This is a genomic window from Pseudoalteromonas sp. RB2-MNA-CIBAN-0110 (genome assembly GCF_040309305.1).
Classification (GTDB): Bacteria; Pseudomonadota; Gammaproteobacteria; order Enterobacterales; family Alteromonadaceae; genus Pseudoalteromonas; species Pseudoalteromonas arctica.
Map to the genome: position 1 here is coordinate 78,711 of NZ_JBEOOQ010000012.1, position 21,845 is coordinate 100,555.

Genomic DNA, 21,845 nt, shown 5'->3' on the forward strand with positions numbered 1-21,845 from the left:
ATCTTTTTATTTAATATAATACAAAACAATTAAATTTGACTGTACTAATACGGCAGTTGCTTTACAGTTTAAGATCTTGGCGACTCAAATTAGAAGGTTACAACAGACTCATGCGGTTATCTCTAACTCAATCAGCAGCAAGTATTTTATATTTAGGCTTTATTCAGTTTTTTGTTGTTGTAGTAATTTTGGGTGGGTTGGAGAGTATTTTACTTGAAGCACCTCTGATGCCTATAATTTCTATTAGTACCGCTTTAATATCGCTAGTTTTAGGCTCAATCTTAACTTTATTATTTAATTTTAAATTTACAAATAAAGTTAAATATGTGACTCCTGTATTAGGCATTCTAGGATGTGCTTTTTTCTTAAATTTTCAATTGAGCTTATGGGGAGTCGTTGACGAAAAGTTTTTTTTAATTAGTGATAATCCATTTATTACTGCTTTAAATGCCGTTATGGTTTTTTCTTTTTTCTCAGCGCTCATTATTAAAATTTTATGTTCTGCAACGATAACTAAAGGGGCTAAGTTTACCAAAGCAGTCATGTTTTTAGTTATCTTTACGGGTGTGTCTTTATGGTACGCTAGTGCAGTAAAAACAGTGAGTAGTGAAGAAGAAAAAGCACGAGAAAAAATAAGCTTAGTGGGGACAATGCTTAATAAAAACCTTGATGAGCATAAAAAGTCATTATCTCGGATTAAGTCGAGATTAGAAAAAGTGAGTCATGATAATTTTTTAAAGCTTGCCGCTGTTGATATGAAAAATTATGCGAGGGATTATAAAATCATCAAAGGGATGCTTATTCTTGATGAAAATCTTACGTTAGTTGAAGGTGACATATTTTCTAAGCAATTTATTTCCAGTGGATTTCTATCAAGTGATTCTGTAGTGAACTGGTTAAATACAACTACGGATGAAGTTAGATTTGCAGCTAATTCATTAACGTTGAAAACGAGTACGCCGACTATTATGTTTTCGATACCTATAAATTCAGTTACTGGCAGTAAGTATCAAGTTTTAGCTTTACTAGACATGAATTTATTAATTGAGAACAGATACATAGATTATCTAAATACGTTTGATGTATTTATTGAATTGACGCCTCAAGTTTACTTTTCTGTTAATGCTAAAAAGCAAAACGTATACGATTTAAATATACTATTGAGTTTATACAGTGACTATATTGTAGAAAAAGTCGATGTAATGGGCATTTTAAAGCACAATGTATATAGTTTTATTAATAACTACTCTGCATTAAAAGAAAGGGCAAAAGTCGAACAAATTATAATTTGGCTTACTTTCATCTTTATCTATATTTTTATACTCGCTTCAGACTCTTCATACCTACTAAAACAACAATCAAAAAAGCTGTTTAAAATGGCTAAATATGATGAGTTAACAGGGCTAATTCGCCGAGATGCGCTAGATGATGAAATAAACGCTAAACAGTCTAAGCAGGCCAAAGCGTTAAACTCACCGTGTGCAATGGTTTTTATAAACCTAGATGGCTTTAGTTCTATAAATAATAGTTTAGGGCATGCCATAGGCGATAAAGTTCTCAAGCTAGTTGCAAGAAGACTTAAAAATAACGCGCTGACAGCCGACTCAATAGCACGCTTTGGTAATGATGAGTTTATTCTTTATTACAGTAATATAAGTAAAGATAAACTAAGAGAAGAAATATCAGTATTAATAAGCTCTTTAGCAAACGTTTATTATTTAGAGGACGTTGATATTTATCTTACAGCCAGCGCTGGTATATCGATGTCTAAAGAAAGAGTAGGAAATTCAAAAGTACTATTACAGCATGCAGATATTGCTATGGACAGTGCGAAAACCCTTGGAGGGAATCAGCTTTGTTTTTATCATAAGCTAATGGATGATAAGCATAAAGAAATAGTCCACATTAGAGGAGAGCTTCAAAAAGCGCTTAAAGATGGTGACTTAGAAGTGTATTACCAACCAATCCATAGTTTATCTGATAACAAAGTGATTAGTGTTGAGAGTTTGGTGCGATGGAAAAGTAATGGTGCGTATATTTCCCCGGCTATTTTTATACCTATAGCAGAGCAAACGGGGCAAATATTAGAAGTTGGCAAACAAGTACTAGCACAGGTACTTAAAGATATGAGTAATACTGCGCAGTTAAAAAATATTACTGTGGCTGTTAATTTTTCACCCCAGCAATTACAGCTGCAAGGGTTTGTTGCAAATATTTGCCAATTAGTCTCTGATAAATGTATAGAGCCACATCGGCTCACCGTTGAAGTGACTGAAACAGTCATGTCAGAAAAAGGGGTTATCGAAGGCGTTCTTAGAAAGCTGATGGCTAAGGGCTTTAACGTTGCGATTGATGACTTTGGCGCTGGATATTCTAGCCTTTCTTACTTGTCGAGGCAGCCTGCTAATATTATAAAAATAGATCGGGAGTTCACGATTGGTGCTGAGCATGAGGGCCAAGAACGCGCTTTATTAGAAGGTATCATCAAGATTTGTACAGAGCTTAAAAAAATAGTGGTCATTGAAGGTGTTGAAAATGCTGAGCTGATCGCCTATTTATCTCAATTCAGCAGTATAAGGGTTCAAGGCTATTATTTTTCCAAACCAATACCTTTAAATAATCTTATTGATTATATTAATAGCCTAAATAAAACAAGTCATCATAAGTAAAACGAGAACAATCAATTATTACCTTACAACATGGATTAACTCGCCAGCTATGGAGTAATAACATAGCTACGAGCGTCTATTTTTTTGCGGGAATATCATTTAATAGCTTTATGATAGCGCTGTTATTACCGAGTTTAGCTAAGTCTAACAGGTAGCTTTTTTCTAGCTCTTGCATTGACTGATCTGCTAATAATTCTTTTACCGATTGTTCTTCCCCATTTGCTATTGAAGTTTCTAAGGCTGCAAAGTTTGCGATTGAGTGTTTAATTTCATTAGTCATAATAAGTCCCGTTCGTTGTGTTTTGTTAGAGCTTCGTTTTAAAAAATATTCATATAAAACAATTGTATATTATAAGCTCGCTTTGTTAATGAGCTATTTTATTACCTAAAAATAGATCACTTAATTAAGCGAATTGGTATTACAGTATCACCGTACATACTGCAATTTAACTTATTGAATAACAAATAAGTCCATAAAGCTGTTTACTGGCGTATTTTCAAGCTTGGCTTGATCTTTACAAAGGGTAAATATGGTTTGGCATTGTTGGGTTGCAAGGCGTGTTGCTAAATTAGATTTGAATTTAAGCTCTAATAATGGAATGCCTTCCTCACGACGACGGCGATGACCCAAAGGGTACTGAACAACCACTTCTTCTGTTTTACTACCATCGTTAAAGAAAACTTGAATTGCATTGGCAATAGAGCGTTTGTCCGCCTCTAAGTATTCAGCTGTAAAGCGTTTATCTTCTAACACCTCCATTTTGTCGCGTAGTTTATCGATGATAGGGTGCGTGTTGTGAAAGTCGTCCTCATAATGATCGCTAGTTAAGTTCCCAAATGCCAAGGGAACAGCAATCATATATTGTAAGCAATGGTCGCGGTCAGCTGCGTTGGCAAGCGGTCCTGTTTTAGAAATAATGCGTATGGCTGACTCGTGGGTGCGGATCACTATTTTCTCAATATCGTCTAAACGCGACTTTACTTGAGGGTGCAAAATAACGGAGGCTTCTGCTGCTGTTTGCGCATGAAACTCTGCTGGAAAAGAAATTTTAAACAAAATGTTTTCCATTACATATGAACCGTAACCTTGGGAGAACGAAAACGTGCGCTGCGCTTCAGGCTTTAGTGCTTGGTCTTTATTAGTTTTGGAGAAAGAGACATCATAAAACCCCCATTGCGCAGCTGTTAATGCACTGGGTATACCCATTTCACCGCGCATTGCCATATCAGCTAAATAAACTGCTCTGGAAGTTGCATCGCCCGCAGCCCAAGATTTACGAGACCCAGTGTTTGGCGCATGACGATAAGTACGCAGTGCAGAACCATCAACCCATGCTTGAGATATGGCTGCCATTATTTGCTCTCTACTGCCCCCCATCATTTTTGTGACAACAGCCGTTGAGGCTACACGCACCAATAATACATGGCATAAGCCAACACGATTAAAAGAATTTTCTAATGCGATAACGCCTTGAATTTCATGCGCCATAATCATGGCTTCAAGTACGTCTCGCATAGTCAGGGGAGGCTGTGAATTTGCGATTCTGACTTGAGACAAGTGATCGGCTACAGCTAAAATAGCACCTAAGTTATCAGAAGGGTGCCCCCATTCAGCAGCTAACCACGTATCGTTGTAATCGAGCCAGCGGATGGTACAACCAATGTCCCACGCTGCTTTAACAGGGTCGAGTATGAGCGAGGTCCCTGGTACTCGTGCGCCATTAGGAACAACGGTCCCTTTGACAATTGGACCAAGAAGTTTGGTACATTGTGAAAACTTTAAAGCGAGCAGTCCACAGCCTAAGGTATCCATTAGACAATTACGTGCAGTGTTTAGTGCTTCTGCGCTTGATACTTCAAACGTTAATACATAATCAGCGATATCCTGGATAACACTGTCGTAATCTGGGCGAGTGTTATTATCTGTATTACTACTCATTTTGTATCCTTAATTCGTTTGTTTATATTTTACTTGGTTTCAATTTATTAGAATTCACTGAGTAAACGCTTAGGTGAACTTCATGCTTTTGCTTATCGTTTTCAAGTGGAATATAAGTTGATTCAAGCGCTATACCGTCAAGTATTAGCTCACTTTTATTATGTTTTTTATCCCCTATAATTTGCTCAATTGTAATATGGTAATAGGTGCTCTCGAAGCGATAGTCGATTGAGTAGGTGCTCCAATCCTCTGGAATACACGGTGAAATGGTTAGCTTATTTCCTGTTCGTGTTACACCTAATAAAGATTCTATTATTAGTCGGTATAACCAACCCGCAGATCCGGTATACCACGTCCAACCGCCTCGTCCAATATGCGGAGCAACGGCATAAACATCGGCGGCTACGACATAAGGTTCGCCTTTATAGGTTTCAACTTGTTCGGCGTTTTTAGCATGATTTAATGGATTGATTATATTCATCAATTCCCAGGCTCTTTTTTTGTCGCCTTGTTGAGCAAATGCCATGCTTGCCCAAATAGCGGCATGCGTATACTGCCCGCCATTTTCGCGCACGCCCGGGACGTAACCTTTTATATAACCAGGGTTCATTTTTGATTTATCAAAAGGCGGATTGAGTAATTGGATTAATTTATCATCGCTATTGACCAAATGCTGATACAAAGACGACATTGCTTGCGTAGAGCGCTCATTATTAGCTGCACCAGAGAGCACTGACCAACTTTGCGCTATTGAGTCAATAGTGCACTCTGGGCTTTGTGATGAGCCCAGCGCGGTTCCGTCGTCAAACCATGCGCGACGATACCAAGCTCCGTCCCATGCGTGTTTAGCTAGGTTACCTTGTAGTTTTTGTGCTTCATCGTCACAACGAGTAGCAAACTCTATATCGCCATGTAATGCAGCAATAGGTGAAAATTCTTGTAGTATTTTATATAAAAAGAACCCCAGCCAAACGCTTTCGCCTTTGCCGTGTATTCCAACAAGGCTCATACCGTCATTCCAATCTCCTGAGCCCATTAACGGTAAACCTTTTTCTCCAAAGTGTAAACCATGCTCAATTGCCAACACGCAATGCTGGTAAAGGCTCGACCTTGCTGCACTCACAGAGGGTAAGTCGTAATAGGATTCTTCGTCGTCTTTAAGGGGGCGACCTTCAATAAAGGGCATTAGCTCATCTAAAATAGTGTTGATCGAATGGGGATTTGTTTTTTTGGGGGAGCTGATTTAAGCCAAGGGAAAAATGGCGAAAGGATGTTGATAAGCTTATTTTTATTCATCGTGGTAAATACTTGAGACTAAACGTCGTAGTGAAGATATTGACGGTTAAATTTATCACTGGATTTAAAAAAAGATGTTTTAAATTATTTTGGTTATTAGAGGTGAGCAAGTAATCATTAAAAATATTCATAAAGTTTATCTTATTGTTGAATACATACATCAACATATAACAAGCTTCGTTAAGGGTCGGTTCGTCAACACACATAGTCTAATAGTAGAGTTCTATTTTGTGTTTTATAACAGTGAGTTGTCGCCATGTTATGGTGTGGATTATCTTTAAATTTCATCAACCATTATGCATATATATCAACTAAAGGCAGATAAATTTAGACTATGTGTGTTAGCGTACATATTCGCCTTGTTATATTGAGTATTTTATTATTTCAGTGAAGTACAGCTGGGAGTGTCGGCTTATATTTAAAGTGAATAAACGTATATAAAATAATTAAAGGCACCTTAAAATTCTTTAATAAAAATAGAACAATTTTTATTATCAAAAAGCAACGACCTTTCATTTCTAGCGCCTAATAACTGTATAAACAAATCCGAGTTTATTATTAAAATATCCTGACTTACATACTTTCAAAGCCATTACTTTTAGGTTTTATTAGTTATAAGTTGGGCATATAAAAAGGAAATTCACATTAGATGGGTCAATTGAAGAACAAACTGCTTAATGCTTTATCTACTGACGCACAACACCGCATGTTTCCGCTTTTAAAGCGAGTCAATTTATCCCTTGGAGAAGTTATTTATGAAACAAGTGAAAAGCTCGATTACGTTTATTTTCCAATAGATAGTATTGTTTCATTATTGTATGTGATGATTGATGGCTCATCTGCTGAAATATCAGTTATCGGTAATGAAGGGGTTGTAGGTATAGCTGTATTTATGGGGGGAGAAAGCACTCCTAACCGGGCTATTGTGCAAAGTGCTGGTACTGCTTATCGCTTACCCGCTTGTGAATTACGCAGGCAATTTAATAGCGAGCCTGATATGCGTATGCTCATGTTACGTTACACGCAATCATTAATTACCCAAACAGCGCAAACCGCAGTTTGTAATCGACATCATAGTATAGTGCAACAACTAAGCCGCTGGCTTTTACTATCGATTGACCGTTTACCGAGTAACAATTTAATAATGACTCAAGAGCTAATAGCAAATATGTTAGGCGTAAGACGTGAGGGAGTAACTGAGGCCGCTGGTAAACTACAAAAGCTGGGTATTATCACTTATAAACGTGGTCATATTAGTGTGATAGACCGACCTCAATTAGAATCTCAGTCATGCGAGTGCTATGAGGTTGTAAAAAGAGAAACAGACAGGTTGGAGTCTTATATGGAAAAAAAACCTAACGTTAGAAAACTATCCATTATCAGTTAATATATTTTGGAATCAAATAAATGTTTAAGAGCGTCAAAAGAACAGCCTAGCAAGTTGTTCATTGAGCCTGGGCTCTAAAATAAATTTATAAACCGAATATAAATATATTCGGTTTAAAATTTGTGTATGTTCTGCTGTTACTGGGCTTTTTACATTTAACCTACTTTGGTAGTTGTCCGTCTACTTCCTTTTCAGCTTCAAGCCAATCATTTAAGTGATTGTCACCGGTAAAGTCACGATCACTGGCTAATGAGTAAGCTTTAGCTTCAATCATGTCATGTCGGCTGAGACCTTCTTTATTCAAATTAGGTTTAGTTTTTGATACTGAATTACTTGAGATGTTATTACTCATGTGATTATTCCTAAAATATTACTCGATAAAATAAAAAACTTAATACCAAATTAAAACATTGAGTGTAGTTACATCATTCTCAATCTTAAGTGGAATGTAAGCTCGATTTATCATAGTAATACCAATGTGCAATAATACTTGATCAATTTGAGGGCATAAACCTGACGCTAACTGTGTTAAAAATTTCTGAAAAAGAACAACTAAATAACGAAATTTTTGCCTTGTTATCGACACGGTTTTCTTACCTCAAAATAGCTCACCTAATTAAGCAGATTGGTATAAAAGCAGTACTACGTATAGCTTAAAAGACTATTCTACAATTTGTATGACCGCTTTATCCTAATGCCTTTGTAATTTTGAGTCTGTGCCACAGCGAACATAAATTACCCATTATCTGTATTTATAGTAATTTTGAGAAGGTGACAAGTGGTAAACATATTTACTTTTATAATATGCTGTTTGGCGCGATACCGTACAGAGTCAATATTAATAAACTCATATAATAAAATATAAAGTACTTAAATTATTTTAAGGACAGCGCGTGCAAACAGTTCCCGATATCGTATTTTTACTGGATGTTGATAATACATTGCTCGATAGCGATACTATTTTAAGCCATTTGAAAGATTTTTTAGAAGGTGAATTTGGTTGTGAAAATAGTGACCATTACTGGTCTATTTTTGAAAAACTTCGTAAAGAACTCGGTTATGCCGACTATTTGGGCGCACTACAGTGTTATCGAATGGAACATTCTGATGATCCGAGACTGCATCTGATTTCTTCTTTTTTAATTAATTATCCATATAAAGAAAGGCTTTATCCTAACGCACTTGCTGTGATTGAACATTTACAACAATTTGGCCCCACCGTTATTTTGTCTGATGGCGATATTGTATTACAACCACTTAAAATTTTACGCTCCGGTTTATGGGATGCAGTGGAGGGAAGGGTGTTGATATATGTTCACAAAGAGCAAATGCTTGCAGCAATAAAAGAGCAGTACCCCGCGAAACATTATGTAATGGTAGATGATAAGTTACGTATTTTAGCTGCTATGAAAGCGCAGTGGAAAAATGAATTAACAACTATATTTCCACGTCAAGGACATTATGCCCACGATATTAAGCAACTACTGACCTATCGAAAGGCAGATACGAGTATTGATAGTATAAGTGATTTACTCAACTACGGTTTTTCTTATAAAGAGGATTTAATTGAATACAATTTAAACTCTAATCAAAAATTGTTTTTATATTGATGTGTATTGCTCTTATTTTATTTGAATTTTACCTGAGTTTTACCTGAGTTTTACAAGTAACATTTGGAGGAAATATTTTTAAGTATAAAAAGCAAATATCATCCTTGAAAATTTGCTTGGTAAGAGTGTTATAAAAGGCAGATTAAGACACGCTTGTTTTGGGATTTGTGCCCGTTTTAACTTTGTTTATTTTACTGTTTTAGCAATTTTTTCCCAGTATGCAGCAAGTTCATAGTGATGAAAAACAGCTGCTTCAAAGTCCTGAGTTATCTCTTTATTTGGCTCATATACCGGCGCATCTTTTATCGCTTTACGAACTAAATCAGTTGAAATTGAGTTGTCGAGCCATTGCACTTCGTAAATCCATGCTGACGGGATAAGTGCTTGATGTCCTCCCCACCAATTGCTCGTCTCAACAATTAGGTAACGAACCGCCCATGTATTTTCTTCAACTAAAAATCCTGATACATGGCCAATGTCTCCGTCTTTAGCGTGTATGTTATAGCCAATAATAGCTTTGCAACTACGAAGATTAGGATCCCCTTTTTGATCATGCTGGCTTTTTATACTTTTATGAATTAGATTTGCGCTGCGGGCACCTTCGACACTATGTTCAAAAATGTCATTGCCAGGATATAAGGAGTAGGGATATATCCCGCTTCCCCAAAAATTAGTACCGATCCAGTAATACGGGTATCCATAGTAGTTTAGGTAATCCATTTCATGTTGTCGTGAAACGGGTTTATTAGTATCAATACCAGGACTATTTTTAACTTGGTCTTTACTGATTAAAACAGGGAAAATCTTTTCATCCCAATTTGGGTTTTGCACCGCAATAGGGGAAATTAAAACTTTGCGACTCGATAGCCACGTGCCTGTTTCTACAACAAAATAACGTATCACCCATGCTAGGTCATCAAACAAAAAATCTTTTTCTTTGCCTACAATACCGTCACTAGCAGCGATTGCACAACCTTCTAAGTCTTTCATACTACGTAACATAATAACGATCCTTTTTAGTGGGTTATTTGCATTTGTAATGCATTATTTTTGCAGTTTTTAACGCGCATTTGCTTATCAAGTGCTTTCTTCTTATTTAGGGCACGTTTATCTTTTGAGGTTAAACATGCGCAGCCCTTTGGGTTTGTCCTAGAGCGTGAGCTGGATGCGGAAGCTTTGCTCGGTTTTTACCGAGCCCGCTAGGTTGCAAACCTTGCGCCGCGATTAAATAGCCTCTAGATAGAACAAATTTCTATCTTAAAAGGTCAACAGACCCTAATGCTTATCTATAAAAACCATGCTTTATAAGCTGTAAAGTACAAACGATAAGTAGATTAATATTTCCAGTTTCGGCTTTTGAAAAACAAAGGTCTGTGCGCTGACGAACAAGCAATGTTATTTTTCATTGATTTTTAGGTAGCGCTATAACAAGAATAATTAGAACGTGCGAAGTGTATTTTTAAAACTGGCATTATATTTGAGTGTTAGCGCACGGACTCTATGCTTATTTTTGAGTAGCGTGGCTTTGTGACTGACTTTTATTCGCGCTGTAAGTGTTGAGAATACTCACTTTATTCAGCTAACTTTAAATAAAGTAATCGAGCATATAATGTTAATACATAATAAAAAGAGAAAGTTGGGTGCTCCAGCATTGGGGCTATATAACGTGCGCAAGTCGAGAAAACATAAATATAACACTATTTCTGGGCCGTCACCCAAAGTTGAATACGTTGCTGGTGTTTTAGCGCCAACAAGATCAAACAATGCTGTTATACGTTATATAGATTATTCAGCTAGCCGTATAGAAGCCAAAGAGGTTAGCGATATTGATGAGTTTTTAAAAACTCCCCAACCTGAGTGGGCAACGGTGAGGTGGATCCACGTGAGTAATACAGACTCTTATATTGTTGGTTTACTTCAACATCATTTCGCATTTCATACGCTCACCGCAGAAGATATTTTACATGTACCTCAGCGACCTCGTATCGAATTTTTTGACGATCATTTATTTGTTGTATTAAGCATGTTGAAGCTAGAGACGCATGAGCCCAATAATACAATCCTTGATATTGAGCAAGTTAGCTTACTTTTATATGACAATGTTTTACTGAGTTTTCAAGAAAAACCAGGAGACGTGTGGCAATCCGTTCGCGGTCGTTTGCATACAGAAAATCGTCGTATTCGCAAAAATGGTACTGGTTATTTACTTTATGCATTACTTGATGAACTGGTTGATAAATGTTTTCCGGTACTTGAACAATATGGCGATATCCTTGAGGAACTTGAAGTAACAACACTTGAAAATCCAACTCCCCACGTACTGCATCATATCCATAGTATTAAACGAGAATTGGCATTATTAAGAAGAATTGTTTGGCCTATGCGAGAGGTTATCGACCATTTGTATCGCGAGGAAGGAGGCAGAATAGATGACTCTACGCGCCCTTACCTTAGAGATGTGTATGAGCATAATATTCAAATTGTTGAAATTATTGAGTCATACCGTGAAATGGTAAGCGGTTTAAGTGAGCTATACATGTCAGCTATTTCAAATCGTATGAATGAAATTATGAAAGTGCTTACTATTATATCTTCTGTTTTTATACCGTTAACATTTATAGCTGGAATTTATGGAATGAACTTTAAATACATGCCAGAGCTAAACTGGACTTGGGCATATCCCGTTTTGTGGTGTGTTTTTATTTTGATAACGGCAGCAATGATATTTATTTTTTGGCGTAAAGGTTGGCTTAATAGAAATTAACTTTAATAGAAACAAAATTTAATAGAAACAGCAAGTAAATACTCAATAAAACAACTGCTTATGATTAACAATAATAAATGCGTACGCTAGCGAACAGAACCAATAATATCACTCACTTACACTCATTGTATTAATTGGGGTGTAAGTGTTTTGCGTTCCATATTTTAAGTGGAGATTAAAATGGGTCATGAGTTTTGGAGTGAGTGGTACTCAGGTTGGGGTTGGTTTTTATGGTTTGGTATGTGGTTATTGCTCATATCGAGTTTAAGCCATTGGGGTTATAGCTACCGAACCCATAGACGCTATGGGTTAGAGTCTAATAAAACAGCAATTGATATTCTTAATGAAAGATACGCCAGCGGCGATATTGACAAAAAAGAATTCGAGCAAAAAAAACAGGACATAACTACCACTGCGTAGTTAGTGCGCTGGCTAATCCTCGCCATGCTCTTATATAGAGCATGGCTTAAGCATTTTTGGATGCGACAAGATGGAAACCCTGCATATGATTCTTCCTTCATTAACATCAAAAGAATTAGAGTTAATTGACGCATATTGGCGTGCCACGAATTACCTGTCGGTAGGTCAAATTTATTTATGCGATAACCCACTTTTAGAGCGCCCACTGATACTAAGTGATATTAAAAATATGTTGCTTGGGCACTGGGGAACAACACCCGGGCAAAATTTTATTTATGCGCATTTAAATCGTGTTATTAAAATACACGATCTAAATATGATTTATGTATCTGGCCCAGGGCATGGCGGGCAAGCTATGGTTGCTAATACCTATCTTGAGGGCACCTACAGTGAAATTTACCCTGATATAAGCCAAGATAAAGCAGGTATGCAAAAACTGTTTTTACAGTTTTCGTTTCCCGGTGGCATTCCTAGTCATGTGTCGCCCGAGTGTCCGGGCTCGATTCATGAAGGTGGCGAGCTGGGCTATTCTTTGAGTCATTCATTTGGAGCTGTATTTGATAATCCAGACTTAATAGTTGCTTGTGTGGTGGGTGATGGTGAGGCAGAAACAGGGCCAATTGCAACTGCATGGCATTCTAATAAGTTTCTTAATCCTATCAGTGACGGTGCTGTTCTCCCTATATTGCATTTGAATGGGTATAAAATTGCGAATCCTACCGTTTTAGCGCGTATTACCCATGAAGAATTAGAGCAATTAATGTTTGGTTATGGCTGGAGCCCTATTTTTGTTGAAGGACATGAGCCTGAGCTAATGCATCAGGCTATGGCTAAAGCACTTGATGTCGCAATACATCAAATAAAAAAAATAAAAAAAGATGCTCTCGATAATAACGATCCAACTCGTCCACGTTGGCCAATGATTATCCTCATTTCACCTAAAGGGTGGACGGGTCCAAAGCTCGTAGATGGTTTTCAGATAGAGGGAACATCGCGTGCGCATCAGGTTCCTATTTCTAGCCCATCAGCTCATCCAGATCATTTGCAATTATTAGAAAGCTGGCTGCGTAGCTATCATCCAGAAACACTTTTCGATTCACAAGGGCGTTTATTACCAGAGCTTGCTGAATTGGCCCCAACGGGGAATCGCCGTATGGGGGCAAATCCTCATGCGAATGGTGGGTTGCTGCTAGAAGATTTACATATGCCTGATTTTCGCGATTATGCATGCGAAGTAATCTCTCCCGGTATACGCGGAATTGGTGATACCAGAGTTTTAGGTCCATTTTTGAGAGATATAGTTGAGCTTAATGACGAGCAACGTAATTTTAGAGTATTTGGACCCGACGAAACAGTATCCAATGGTTTAGGTGCACTGTTAGAGGTAACCGATAGACAGTGGAATGCAGCAACCCATAGCAACGATGAGCAGCTTTCGCCTAGTGGCAGAGTAATGGAAATGCTGAGTGAACATCAATGCGAAGGTTGGCTTGAAGGATATTTATTAACCGGCCGCCATGGTTTGTTTAATAGTTATGAAGCGTTTATTCATATTATTGACTCGATGTTTAATCAACATGCTAAATGGTTAAAAGTGGCGGCAGGTTTACCATGGCGTAAAAAAATAGCTTCACTTAATTATTTACTGGCATCGCATGTATGGCGACAAGATCACAACGGTTTTACCCATCAAGATCCGGGTTTTATCGATCATGTTATTAATAAAAAAGCTGAAATTGTGCGCGTTTATTTACCGCCTGATGCTAACTGCTTGCTGTCGGTAATGGATCATTGTTTGCGAAGTCGTCATTACGTTAATGTAGTTATTGCAGGCAAGCATCCTGCGCCGCAATGGTTAGATATGGTGGCAGCTGTTAAACATTGTGAGGCAGGGATTGGCATTTGGCAATGGGCGGGTAATAGCGTAGATGCAACACCTGATGTGGTGATGGCTTGTTGTGGTGATGTGCCTACATTGGAGACGATGGCAGCCGTTATGATTTTACGCGAGCATTTTAGTAATCTTAGAATCCGGGTTGTTAACGTGGTTGATTTGATGCGTTTACAGCCTAATACCGAACATCCTCACGGGTTAATCGCAGAGGATTTTGACACTCTGTTTACTATTAATAAGCCGGTTATTTTTGCATTTCATGGCTACCCAACGCTTATTCATAGGCTTACGTACAAGCGTAATAATCATCATAATATTCATGTTCGCGGGTATAAAGAAGAAGGCACTATTACAACTGCTTTTGATATGACGGTATTAAACGAGATTGATCGTTTTCATTTAGTGTTAGACACACTGGAACGCCTGCCAAACTTGGGTACAAAAAGAGACGCACTAAAAAAACAGCTTGAAGAAAAGCTTGTTGAGCATAAAAAATATATTAATAAGCATGGGCAAGATCTCCCTGAAATTCGTAATTGGCAGTGGCAGGCGCATCAATGAATTTTGTAGCTCAATCCACGATTAGTAAATTTGAAAATCTCGGTACAATTACCGCTATACGCGGCAGCGTAATTGACGTGCGTTTTGACACAAAGCTACCTGCGATTAATTCAATGCTTAGTGCTGGCGAAAATAAACAGTGTATTTTTGAAGTGCTAGAGCAGCGCAATGAGCATCATGTAAGAGCAATTGCGCTCACGCCTACACAAGGACTTGCGCGTGGCATGGAAGTTGTTGACAGTGGTGGACCGTTACTTACCCCTGTTGGTAAAGGAACCTTATCGAGAATGTTTGATGTGTTTGGTAACACGCTTGATGGCGGTGGTGAGCTTAAAGATGTTCAGTGGCGCTCTGTACATAATAAGCCAGTGCCATTAACCGAACGGTCAACTCAATCAGAGATTTTTGAAACCGGTATAAAAGTAATTGATGTGCTGGTGCCGTTAGAACGTGGTGGCAAAGCGGGATTGTTTGGCGGTGCAGGTGTTGGAAAAACAGTGTTATTGACTGAAATGATTCACAATATGGTGGGCAAGCACAAAGGTGTTAGCCTATTTTGTGGCATAGGTGAGCGCTGCCGTGAAGGCGAAGAGCTTTATCGCGAAATGAAAGACGCGGGCGTTTTGCCAAACATGGCGATGATTTTTGGGCAAATGAACGAGCCACCTGGGAGTCGTTTTAGGGTGGGGCATGCAGCTTTAACTATGGCTGAGTATTTTCGTGATGATGAGCAGCGAGATGTGCTGTTGCTAATCGACAATATATTTCGTTTTATTCAGGCAGGCTCTGAGGTATCGGGCTTAATGGGGCAAATGCCTTCAAGGCTTGGTTATCAGCCTACTATGGGCACAGAGCTTGCTGGGTTAGAAGAGCGAATTGCCAATACACAAAATGGTGCTATTACTTCTATTCAAGCGGTGTATGTACCTGCCGATGATTTTACCGATCCGGCCGCAGTTCATACATTTTCGCACTTATCTGCTTCTATTGTGCTCTCTCGTAAACGCGCTAGCGAAGGATTATTTCCGGCTATAGATCCCCTGCAATCTAATTCAAAAATGGCGAGCCCCGGGGTTGTGGGAGAGCGCCACTATTTACTTGCACAAAAGGTACGTAGCACCTTAGCGCAATACAATGAACTCAAAGATATTATTGCTATGTTAGGGCTTGAACAGTTATCAGTTGAGGACCGCAACATTGTTGGACGCGCAAGGCGTTTAGAACGTTTTCTTACTCAGCCATTTTTTACAACAGAGCAATTTACTAGTTATAAAGGCAAACTTGTTAGCCTTGATGATGCGCTAGATGGGTGTGAACGCATTTTAAAAGATGAATTTAAAAACGTGCCAGAGAGTGCACTTTATATGATAGGTGCCATAAGTGAGGTCAAAATAAAATCCACAGTAAATAATAATGAGGATACAAGCGGTGACGCAAACTCAGATACACCTTAAATTATTGCTGCCATATGAGATATTTTTCGACAGGCATGATGTGACTCATGTTGTTGCCGAAACAAGCGAAGGATCGTACGGATTTTTACCCAATCGCCTTGACTGTGTTGCGCCACTAACCCCAGGTATTTTGACATTTAATTGCGAAAAAGACGGTGAGATATTTGTAGCCGTAGATGAGGGCGTATTAATTAAAACAGGAAACACTGTGCTGGTATCGGTGCGAAGTGCCATATTAGGTACTGATCTGGCGACACTTCGCAGTGCTGTAGATAAAGAGTTTTTGGCACTCAATGAACAAGCACAACAAGTAAGAACAGTAATGGCTAAATTAGAAAGTAGCTTTTTAAATCGTTTTCGACTTTAACCACTAAAAGCTATTTATTTATGACAAACAAAAAAGACGACCTAGGTTCAAAAGACTCACAAAGCAGTTCATCAACACTTGCAGAACAAGTAGAAATAAAAGCCCAGCGTAAGCTAAAAGCAAGGCTTAACTCCCATCAAAAAATATGGTTTGGTTTAGGAATGATGGGCCTTATTGGTTGGTCGGTTGCAGTGCCAACCATACTTGGTGCAAGTTTAGGTGTGTATATCGACTCGCATTATGCCACTGAGCGGTCATGGACATTGGCTTTATTGGTGGCGGGTTTGGCGCTTGGGTGCTTTAACGCGTGGCACTGGATGAGCAAAGAAGACAGCGCGATACATCAAGAGCAAAAGGATGACGAAGATGCATGAGCTAGTTGGCGTATTAATTATTGTTAGTGTAGGTCTAATGCTTGGTGCCTTATTTTTTGGTGGCCTGTGGTGGACGGTGCAAAAAAGTATGGTATCGACTCACCCAGCGCTATGGGTTGTGCTGAGTTTATTTATACGCATGGGAATTACTTTAAGTGGCTTTTATAGTGTGATGACGAGTGACTTATTATCAAGATCTTGGTTGCAATTACCACTGTGTTTATTTAGCTTTTTGATAGCCCGTTTTATTACCACTTATGTTACCCGTACTGCATCAACCTCTCATTTAGCAAAGGTGACACATCATGCACCTGAGTCCTGATACGGTTATTTATTGGCAAAATGGTTTTTTAAAACTCAATGCAACCATCGTTTTCACTTGGGTTTTAATGTTGGTTTTGGTGATTAGTTCGATATTGATAACCCGTAAGCTTTCAACCACGTTAAAGCGTTCTCGTTGGCAAAATTTTTTAGAAATTATAGTAACGGGGATCACACAACAAATTGAAGACGTAGGCTTGAATGACGCTAAAAAATACCTTGGTTTTTTAGGCACACTGTTTTTATTTTTAGTAACCGCGAGCATGTTCACCATTGTTCCGGGTTATGAGCCACCCACGGCGTCGTTATCGACTACAGCAGCACTGGCGCTCACTGTATTTATTGCAGTGCCTTTATTTGGTATCAGTGAACAAGGGCTTGGCAATTACTTAAAATCTTATATGGCTCCTACTTTTATTATGTTGCCATTTAATATTATTAGCGAATTATCACGGACACTTGCTCTGGCTGTGCGGTTATTTGGCAACATGATGAGCGGGGCAATGATCATTGGCATTTTGTTAACCATTACACCCTTTATATTCCCAATCGTAATGACGGCACTGGGTTTGCTTACAGGCTTAGTACAGGCTTATATTTTTACTATTTTAGCCGCCGTTTATATTGCTGCGGCTACGCGCTCAGTAAAACCAGCCAAACAACGAGTTAATTAATCACGTATTTCTACACATCATACTTGGAGAGAACATGGATAGCATGACAATGATAGCAATGGCATCAATCGTTATTTCAGGAATTACAATTAGTTTTGGTTGTTTAGGTCCATCGCTTGGCGAAGGTAAAGCAGTAGCAACGGCATTGAGTGCATTAGCACAGCAACCTGATGCATCAGCAACTATTACGCGCACGCTCTTTGTAGGGCTTGCGATGATCGAATCGACCGCAATATACTGTTTTGTCGTGTCGATGATTCTTATTTTTGCCAATCCGTTTTGGAACTACGCTATCGCACAAGCTGCAGGAAGTTAAACCATGCTAATTGATTGGTTTACAGTTGCAGCCCAAGTGGTTAATTTTTTAATTTTGGTGTGGTTACTAAAACGCTATTTATATAAACCAATTTTGCACGCTATTGATAAGCGAGAAGAGCGTATAGCCGCTGAGTTAGACGATGCTGAAACAAACCAAAATGAAGCACTGGCGGAGCGTGAAAAGTTTTTTCTGAAAAATGAAGAGTTTGAACAACAACGTACACAAAAGATGCAACAAGTAAGCGTGAGTGCTAAGCAAGCAGAGCAAACACTTATGTTAGAGGCGCAAAAAAGAGTCCAAAGCTGGGGCACTAAATATCAACAAAATATAGTAAAAGAGACTGATAATTTAAAGGAGTCTTTAAGTCGAAAAGTTAAGCAAGAGGTATTTGCTATTAGTCGCAAAACCTTAACTGAACTGGCATCAACAACTTTAGAACAACAAATATGTGAGGTGTTTACAGCCCGCTTATATAAGCTTGATGACGACAAAAAAACTACTTTAGCGCAGGCGCTAAATACAAATAGTGAATTTGTACCTGCCTTAATTCAAAGTGCGTTTGAGCTAACTGAATCTCAGCGTTTAGCACTTAAGAATGCTATTAATACTGTGTTTTCAAAAGATATTACCATTAAATTCACCACCGATGAGAGCCTTATTAGCGGGATTGAGTTATGTGTCAATGGACAAAAGCTGGTGTGGAGTATTGACGATTACTTACAATCAATCGAGCAGGAAGTTGATATGTTACTAAAACAAAAAACAGCTCAGCCTACAACTTCTCAATCTGTTGATAAGTGATGAGTGACCTTAGCGAAAACACTCAAAATAAAAACACAAAAATACACAGTTTAAGAAACGCGTTTGGTGATGTGTTTAAGCACATTCAGCAAGGGCTAAAAACAGTTAACTCACAATTGAACTTACATGAGGTTGGTATTATTACCAGTGTATCAACGGGTATTGCGAAGGTGTCGGGATTACCTGGCGTTGGCTTTGAGGAACTAATTATATTTCCCGGTAATGTGCTTGGAATTGCGTTTAATATTGATGAAAAAGAAGTCGGTGTTGTGCTTTTAGGTGAATACGCCCACTTACAAGCTGGGGATGAAGTGCGCCGCAGTGGTCGTGTAATGGATGTAGCGGTTGGCAATGCGCTATTAGGGCGAGTGATAAACCCACTTGGCGAGGCACTAGACGGTGGAAGCGTTATACAAACCGAGCAGCGTTTACCAATAGAGCGTCCAGCTGCACCAATTTTGGACCGCTCTCCTGTTACTACGCCTTTGCAAACCGGACTTATTGTAATCGATGCGATGATCCCAATAGGGCGAGGACAACGAGAGCTTATTTTAGGTGACAGGCAAACAGGTAAAACAGCTATAGCCATAGACACGATTTTAAATCAGCGAGAACAAAATGTAATTTGTATTTATTGCGCTATTGGTCAGCGGGCATCAACGGTCGCTAAATCAATAGCAATATTACGCGCGCAAAATGCAATGGCTTATACGGTTGTTGTTGCAACAGAGGGTAATGAGCCACCGGGCTTACAGTATATAGCGCCTTACGCTGCAACCAGTATTGCAGAATATTTTATGGAGCAAGGACGTGATGTACTTATTGTATATGACGATTTAACTAAGCACGCAAGAGCTTACCGCGAGTTGTCTTTGTTGTTACGACGACCGCCCGGACGAGAAGCATTTCCTGGGGATATTTTTTATATTCATTCACGATTACTAGAGCGTGCGACCCATTTAAATAAAGAACGTGGCGGTGGTTCCTTGACCGCACTCCCCATTATAGAGACCGAAGCTCAAAATATTTCAGCCTATATTCCAACTAATTTAATTTCGATTACCGACGGACAAATTTATTTATCACCCTCATTATTTGCTCTAGGTGTATTACCAGCCGTTGACGTTGGTAAGTCGGTTTCTCGTGTGGGCGGTAAAGCACAGCGTGCTGCGTTTCGTGCAGTTGCTGGCGATTTAAAGCTTGCATATGCTCAATTTGAAGAGCTAGAAACCTTTGCTCGTTTTGGTGCCCGACTTGATGATGATACACGGCGTATAATTGAACATGGACGGCGTATTCGAGCGAGCTTACATCAATCTGAATCATCACCTATGCCAGTGCCTGAGCAAATTATGCTATTACTCGCACTCAGTAATGGCTTTTTAGATTCGATTGAACTGCTAAAAATAAACGACGCAAAAAATATTCTTAAAAAAGCAGTTGCGCAGTTAGACGATACTTTGTGTGATAGATTTGATACCGCTAAAAGCTTAAGTGATGACGATCGAGAAACAATTGTTGAGTTGGCTAAGCGCGCACTTGTTGATTTTGAGTCTGAAAACAAGGCAATAACAACATGAGCAATAGTGCCGCTAATTTACGCCATAAAATAGCCAGTGCAAGTGATTTACAAGGCGTGGTAAAAACGATGAAGGCACTTGCTGCCTCGAGTATTGGGCAATATGAAAAATCGATTAGCTCATTGACCGATTACTACCGGGCAGTTGAGTTAGGATTAAGTGCGAGTTTGCGTGATGACATGTCATTTCAATTTTCACCACAACCCAAAAATATAAATGAAAGCAGAGTGGGTGTGATCATATTCGGCTCAGATCAAGGGTTGGTAGGGCAATTTAATGAAAGTATTACCGACTTTACAATTAAAGCGCTAAGTAACGAGACCCAGCCACCTCTAATTTGGGTAGTAGGCGCACGTGCTGCATCTCGACTTACCGATGCCGGCTTTAATTTAGTAAAAGTATACACAGTGCCAGTGAGTGTTCACGATATAGATACCTTAGTTAGGCAAATTCAAATAGACAGTGAATCAAGCTTGGTTCTTAATCCTGGTTGCCGTGTATTGGTGTTTTATAATCAACCTAAACAAGGCGCGCTTTATGAATGTGTGTCTCAGCGATTACTCCCACTTGACGAGCAATGGCGAGATAATTTTAAAAATATTTTATGGCCAACTAAAGCTTTGCCAGAAGTACTCTGCAAGCACTCTACAACAATAAGAGCATTGATCCGCGAGTATATTTTTATTTCTCTTTATCGTGCATGTGCCGAGTCGTTGGTCAGCGAAAATAGCAGTCGTCTTAGCGCAATGCAACGCGCTGAAAAAAATATTGAAGAGCTACTTGATAAGCTTTCGAGTGAGTTTAATACTCTGCGTCAAAGTACCATTGACGAGGAGTTGAGTGATTTACTTGCAGGTTATGAATTACTAAATAAAATAGACTAGAGACTGTTGATCTTAGAGGTTGAATTTGCAGCTGTATGTGTTGTTTTTTAATCAAAACATCGCCTATACAGTGCGGTTATTGACTCTTTGTAACTCGATTTTTACTTATTCTTACAAAAATGTAAGCCATTAGAGTAACGCAGGAGCCGTTACCGAGCCCAATAGGTTACAAATCGCGCACGATTACCCCCCCGTAAATTGAATGAATTTTAATCATGAAATGTCAACAAAACTCACAAGGATAATTTACAAGAAATAAAGCTATAACCTGGTTGTAAGCGATCGTTAATTAATGATTAACTGTTGAAGTTGAGTGTTCAAGAGTAGAGAGTGCTTTTTCTTTTGATTTTTATTACTTTGAATTGGTACGACGAGTGGATTCGAACTGCTGGCACTTGGACAGGGTGATCAAGAGTGGGTAGTGCTTTTTCTTTTGGTTTTTTATTACTTTGAATTGGTACGACTGAGTGGATTCGAACCACCGACCCCTACCATGTCAAGGTAGTGCTCTAACCAACTGAGCTACAGTCG

Annotated in this window: 20 protein-coding genes; 15 read left to right on the plus strand and 5 right to left on the minus strand. The window is 38.8% G+C overall.

Going from position 1 to position 21,845, the window contains the following annotated elements; genetic code table 11:
• Positions 1-110 precede the first annotated feature (110 nt).
• Positions 111-2,669, plus strand: coding sequence for a putative bifunctional diguanylate cyclase/phosphodiesterase (locus AAEY68_RS08275; protein ID WP_350585808.1), 2,559 nt, complete (start codon positions 111-113; stop codon positions 2,667-2,669).
• Between the two features lie 76 nt (positions 2,670-2,745).
• Here the strand turns inward: AAEY68_RS08275 and AAEY68_RS08280 are convergent, their stop codons facing one another.
• From AAEY68_RS08280 to AAEY68_RS08290, 3 genes are all read right to left on the minus strand, one after another.
• The gene (locus tag AAEY68_RS08280; RefSeq protein ID WP_024594219.1) at positions 2,746-2,949 is read right to left on the minus strand and encodes a hypothetical protein; all 204 of its coding nucleotides are present in this window, start codon (positions 2,947-2,949) and stop codon (positions 2,746-2,748) included.
• 171 nt (positions 2,950-3,120) lie between these two features.
• Positions 3,121-4,608: a bifunctional 2-methylcitrate dehydratase/aconitate hydratase gene (locus AAEY68_RS08285; RefSeq protein ID WP_350585809.1), complete on the minus strand. Its 1,488-nt coding sequence runs from the start codon at positions 4,606-4,608 to the stop codon at positions 3,121-3,123.
• A gap of 22 nt (positions 4,609-4,630) precedes the next feature.
• Positions 4,631-5,794, minus strand: coding sequence for a GH36-type glycosyl hydrolase domain-containing protein (locus AAEY68_RS08290; RefSeq protein WP_502935709.1), 1,164 nt, complete (start codon positions 5,792-5,794; stop codon positions 4,631-4,633).
• 759 nt (positions 5,795-6,553) lie between these two features.
• Between AAEY68_RS08290 and AAEY68_RS08295 the strand changes: the two genes are divergently transcribed.
• Entirely contained in the window at positions 6,554-7,291 is a 738-nt protein-coding gene (locus tag AAEY68_RS08295; protein WP_024590349.1) for a Crp/Fnr family transcriptional regulator, read from the plus strand.
• 160 nt (positions 7,292-7,451) lie between these two features.
• Here the strand turns inward: AAEY68_RS08295 and AAEY68_RS08300 are convergent, their stop codons facing one another.
• Positions 7,452-7,643 (minus strand): DUF2934 domain-containing protein, encoded by a 192-nt coding sequence (locus AAEY68_RS08300; RefSeq protein ID WP_024590348.1) that lies wholly within the window; start codon positions 7,641-7,643, stop codon positions 7,452-7,454.
• A 541-nt stretch (positions 7,644-8,184) separates the two neighbouring features.
• On the opposite strand from AAEY68_RS08300, the gene AAEY68_RS08305 reads away from it, so the two are divergent.
• Entirely contained in the window at positions 8,185-8,901 is a 717-nt protein-coding gene (locus AAEY68_RS08305) for an HAD family hydrolase (protein ID WP_024609484.1), read from the plus strand.
• A gap of 186 nt (positions 8,902-9,087) precedes the next feature.
• Here AAEY68_RS08305 and AAEY68_RS08310 read toward each other — a convergent pair whose 3' ends face one another.
• A complete protein-coding gene (locus AAEY68_RS08310; protein WP_010552598.1) occupies positions 9,088-9,903 on the minus strand; it encodes a PRC-barrel domain-containing protein in 816 nt (271 codons plus the stop codon).
• A 664-nt stretch (positions 9,904-10,567) separates the two neighbouring features.
• On the opposite strand from AAEY68_RS08310, the gene corA reads away from it, so the two are divergent.
• The 12 genes from corA (at position 10,568) to AAEY68_RS08370 (ending at position 21,314) form a co-directional block, all read left to right on the plus strand.
• Positions 10,568-11,665, plus strand: a complete 1,098-nt coding sequence (gene corA, locus AAEY68_RS08315; protein WP_225305725.1) for a magnesium/cobalt transporter CorA — start codon at positions 10,568-10,570, stop codon at positions 11,663-11,665.
• Positions 11,666-11,845: 180 nt separating this feature from the next.
• Entirely contained in the window at positions 11,846-12,085 is a 240-nt protein-coding gene (locus AAEY68_RS08320; RefSeq protein WP_008168384.1) for an SHOCT domain-containing protein, read from the plus strand.
• Between the two features lie 70 nt (positions 12,086-12,155).
• Positions 12,156-14,540 (plus strand): phosphoketolase family protein, encoded by a 2,385-nt coding sequence (locus tag AAEY68_RS08325; RefSeq protein ID WP_350585810.1) that lies wholly within the window; start codon positions 12,156-12,158, stop codon positions 14,538-14,540.
• Positions 14,537-15,994 carry a F0F1 ATP synthase subunit beta gene (gene atpD, locus AAEY68_RS08330; protein ID WP_350585811.1) on the plus strand — a complete coding sequence of 486 codons (1,458 nt, stop codon included), beginning with the start codon at positions 14,537-14,539 and terminating at the stop codon, positions 15,992-15,994. Before AAEY68_RS08325 ends, atpD begins: the two co-directional genes overlap by 4 nt.
• Entirely contained in the window at positions 15,969-16,361 is a 393-nt protein-coding gene (locus AAEY68_RS08335) for a F0F1 ATP synthase subunit epsilon (protein ID WP_024590342.1), read from the plus strand. The genes atpD and AAEY68_RS08335 overlap by 26 nt, the downstream gene beginning before the upstream one ends.
• A gap of 20 nt (positions 16,362-16,381) precedes the next feature.
• The gene (locus AAEY68_RS08340; protein WP_024607604.1) at positions 16,382-16,735 is read left to right on the plus strand and encodes an AtpZ/AtpI family protein; all 354 of its coding nucleotides are present in this window, start codon (positions 16,382-16,384) and stop codon (positions 16,733-16,735) included.
• The gene (locus AAEY68_RS08345; protein WP_010552604.1) at positions 16,728-17,057 is read left to right on the plus strand and encodes an ATP synthase subunit I; all 330 of its coding nucleotides are present in this window, start codon (positions 16,728-16,730) and stop codon (positions 17,055-17,057) included. The genes AAEY68_RS08340 and AAEY68_RS08345 overlap by 8 nt, the downstream gene beginning before the upstream one ends.
• Positions 17,041-17,730, plus strand: coding sequence for a F0F1 ATP synthase subunit A (locus AAEY68_RS08350; RefSeq protein WP_010552605.1), 690 nt, complete (start codon positions 17,041-17,043; stop codon positions 17,728-17,730). Before AAEY68_RS08345 ends, AAEY68_RS08350 begins: the two co-directional genes overlap by 17 nt.
• 34 nt (positions 17,731-17,764) lie before the next feature.
• On the plus strand, positions 17,765-18,046 hold the full coding sequence (locus AAEY68_RS08355) for a F0F1 ATP synthase subunit C (protein ID WP_010552606.1): 282 nt from the start codon (positions 17,765-17,767) through the stop codon (positions 18,044-18,046).
• A gap of 3 nt (positions 18,047-18,049) precedes the next feature.
• Positions 18,050-18,850, plus strand: a complete 801-nt coding sequence (locus tag AAEY68_RS08360; RefSeq protein ID WP_350585812.1) for a F0F1 ATP synthase subunit delta — start codon at positions 18,050-18,052, stop codon at positions 18,848-18,850.
• Positions 18,850-20,430 (plus strand): alternate F1F0 ATPase, F1 subunit alpha, encoded by a 1,581-nt coding sequence (locus AAEY68_RS08365; RefSeq protein ID WP_350585813.1) that lies wholly within the window; start codon positions 18,850-18,852, stop codon positions 20,428-20,430. Before AAEY68_RS08360 ends, AAEY68_RS08365 begins: the two co-directional genes overlap by 1 nt.
• Positions 20,427-21,314 (plus strand): F0F1 ATP synthase subunit gamma, encoded by an 888-nt coding sequence (locus tag AAEY68_RS08370; RefSeq protein WP_350585814.1) that lies wholly within the window; start codon positions 20,427-20,429, stop codon positions 21,312-21,314. Before AAEY68_RS08365 ends, AAEY68_RS08370 begins: the two co-directional genes overlap by 4 nt.
• The last annotated feature ends 531 nt before the right edge of the window (positions 21,315-21,845 follow it).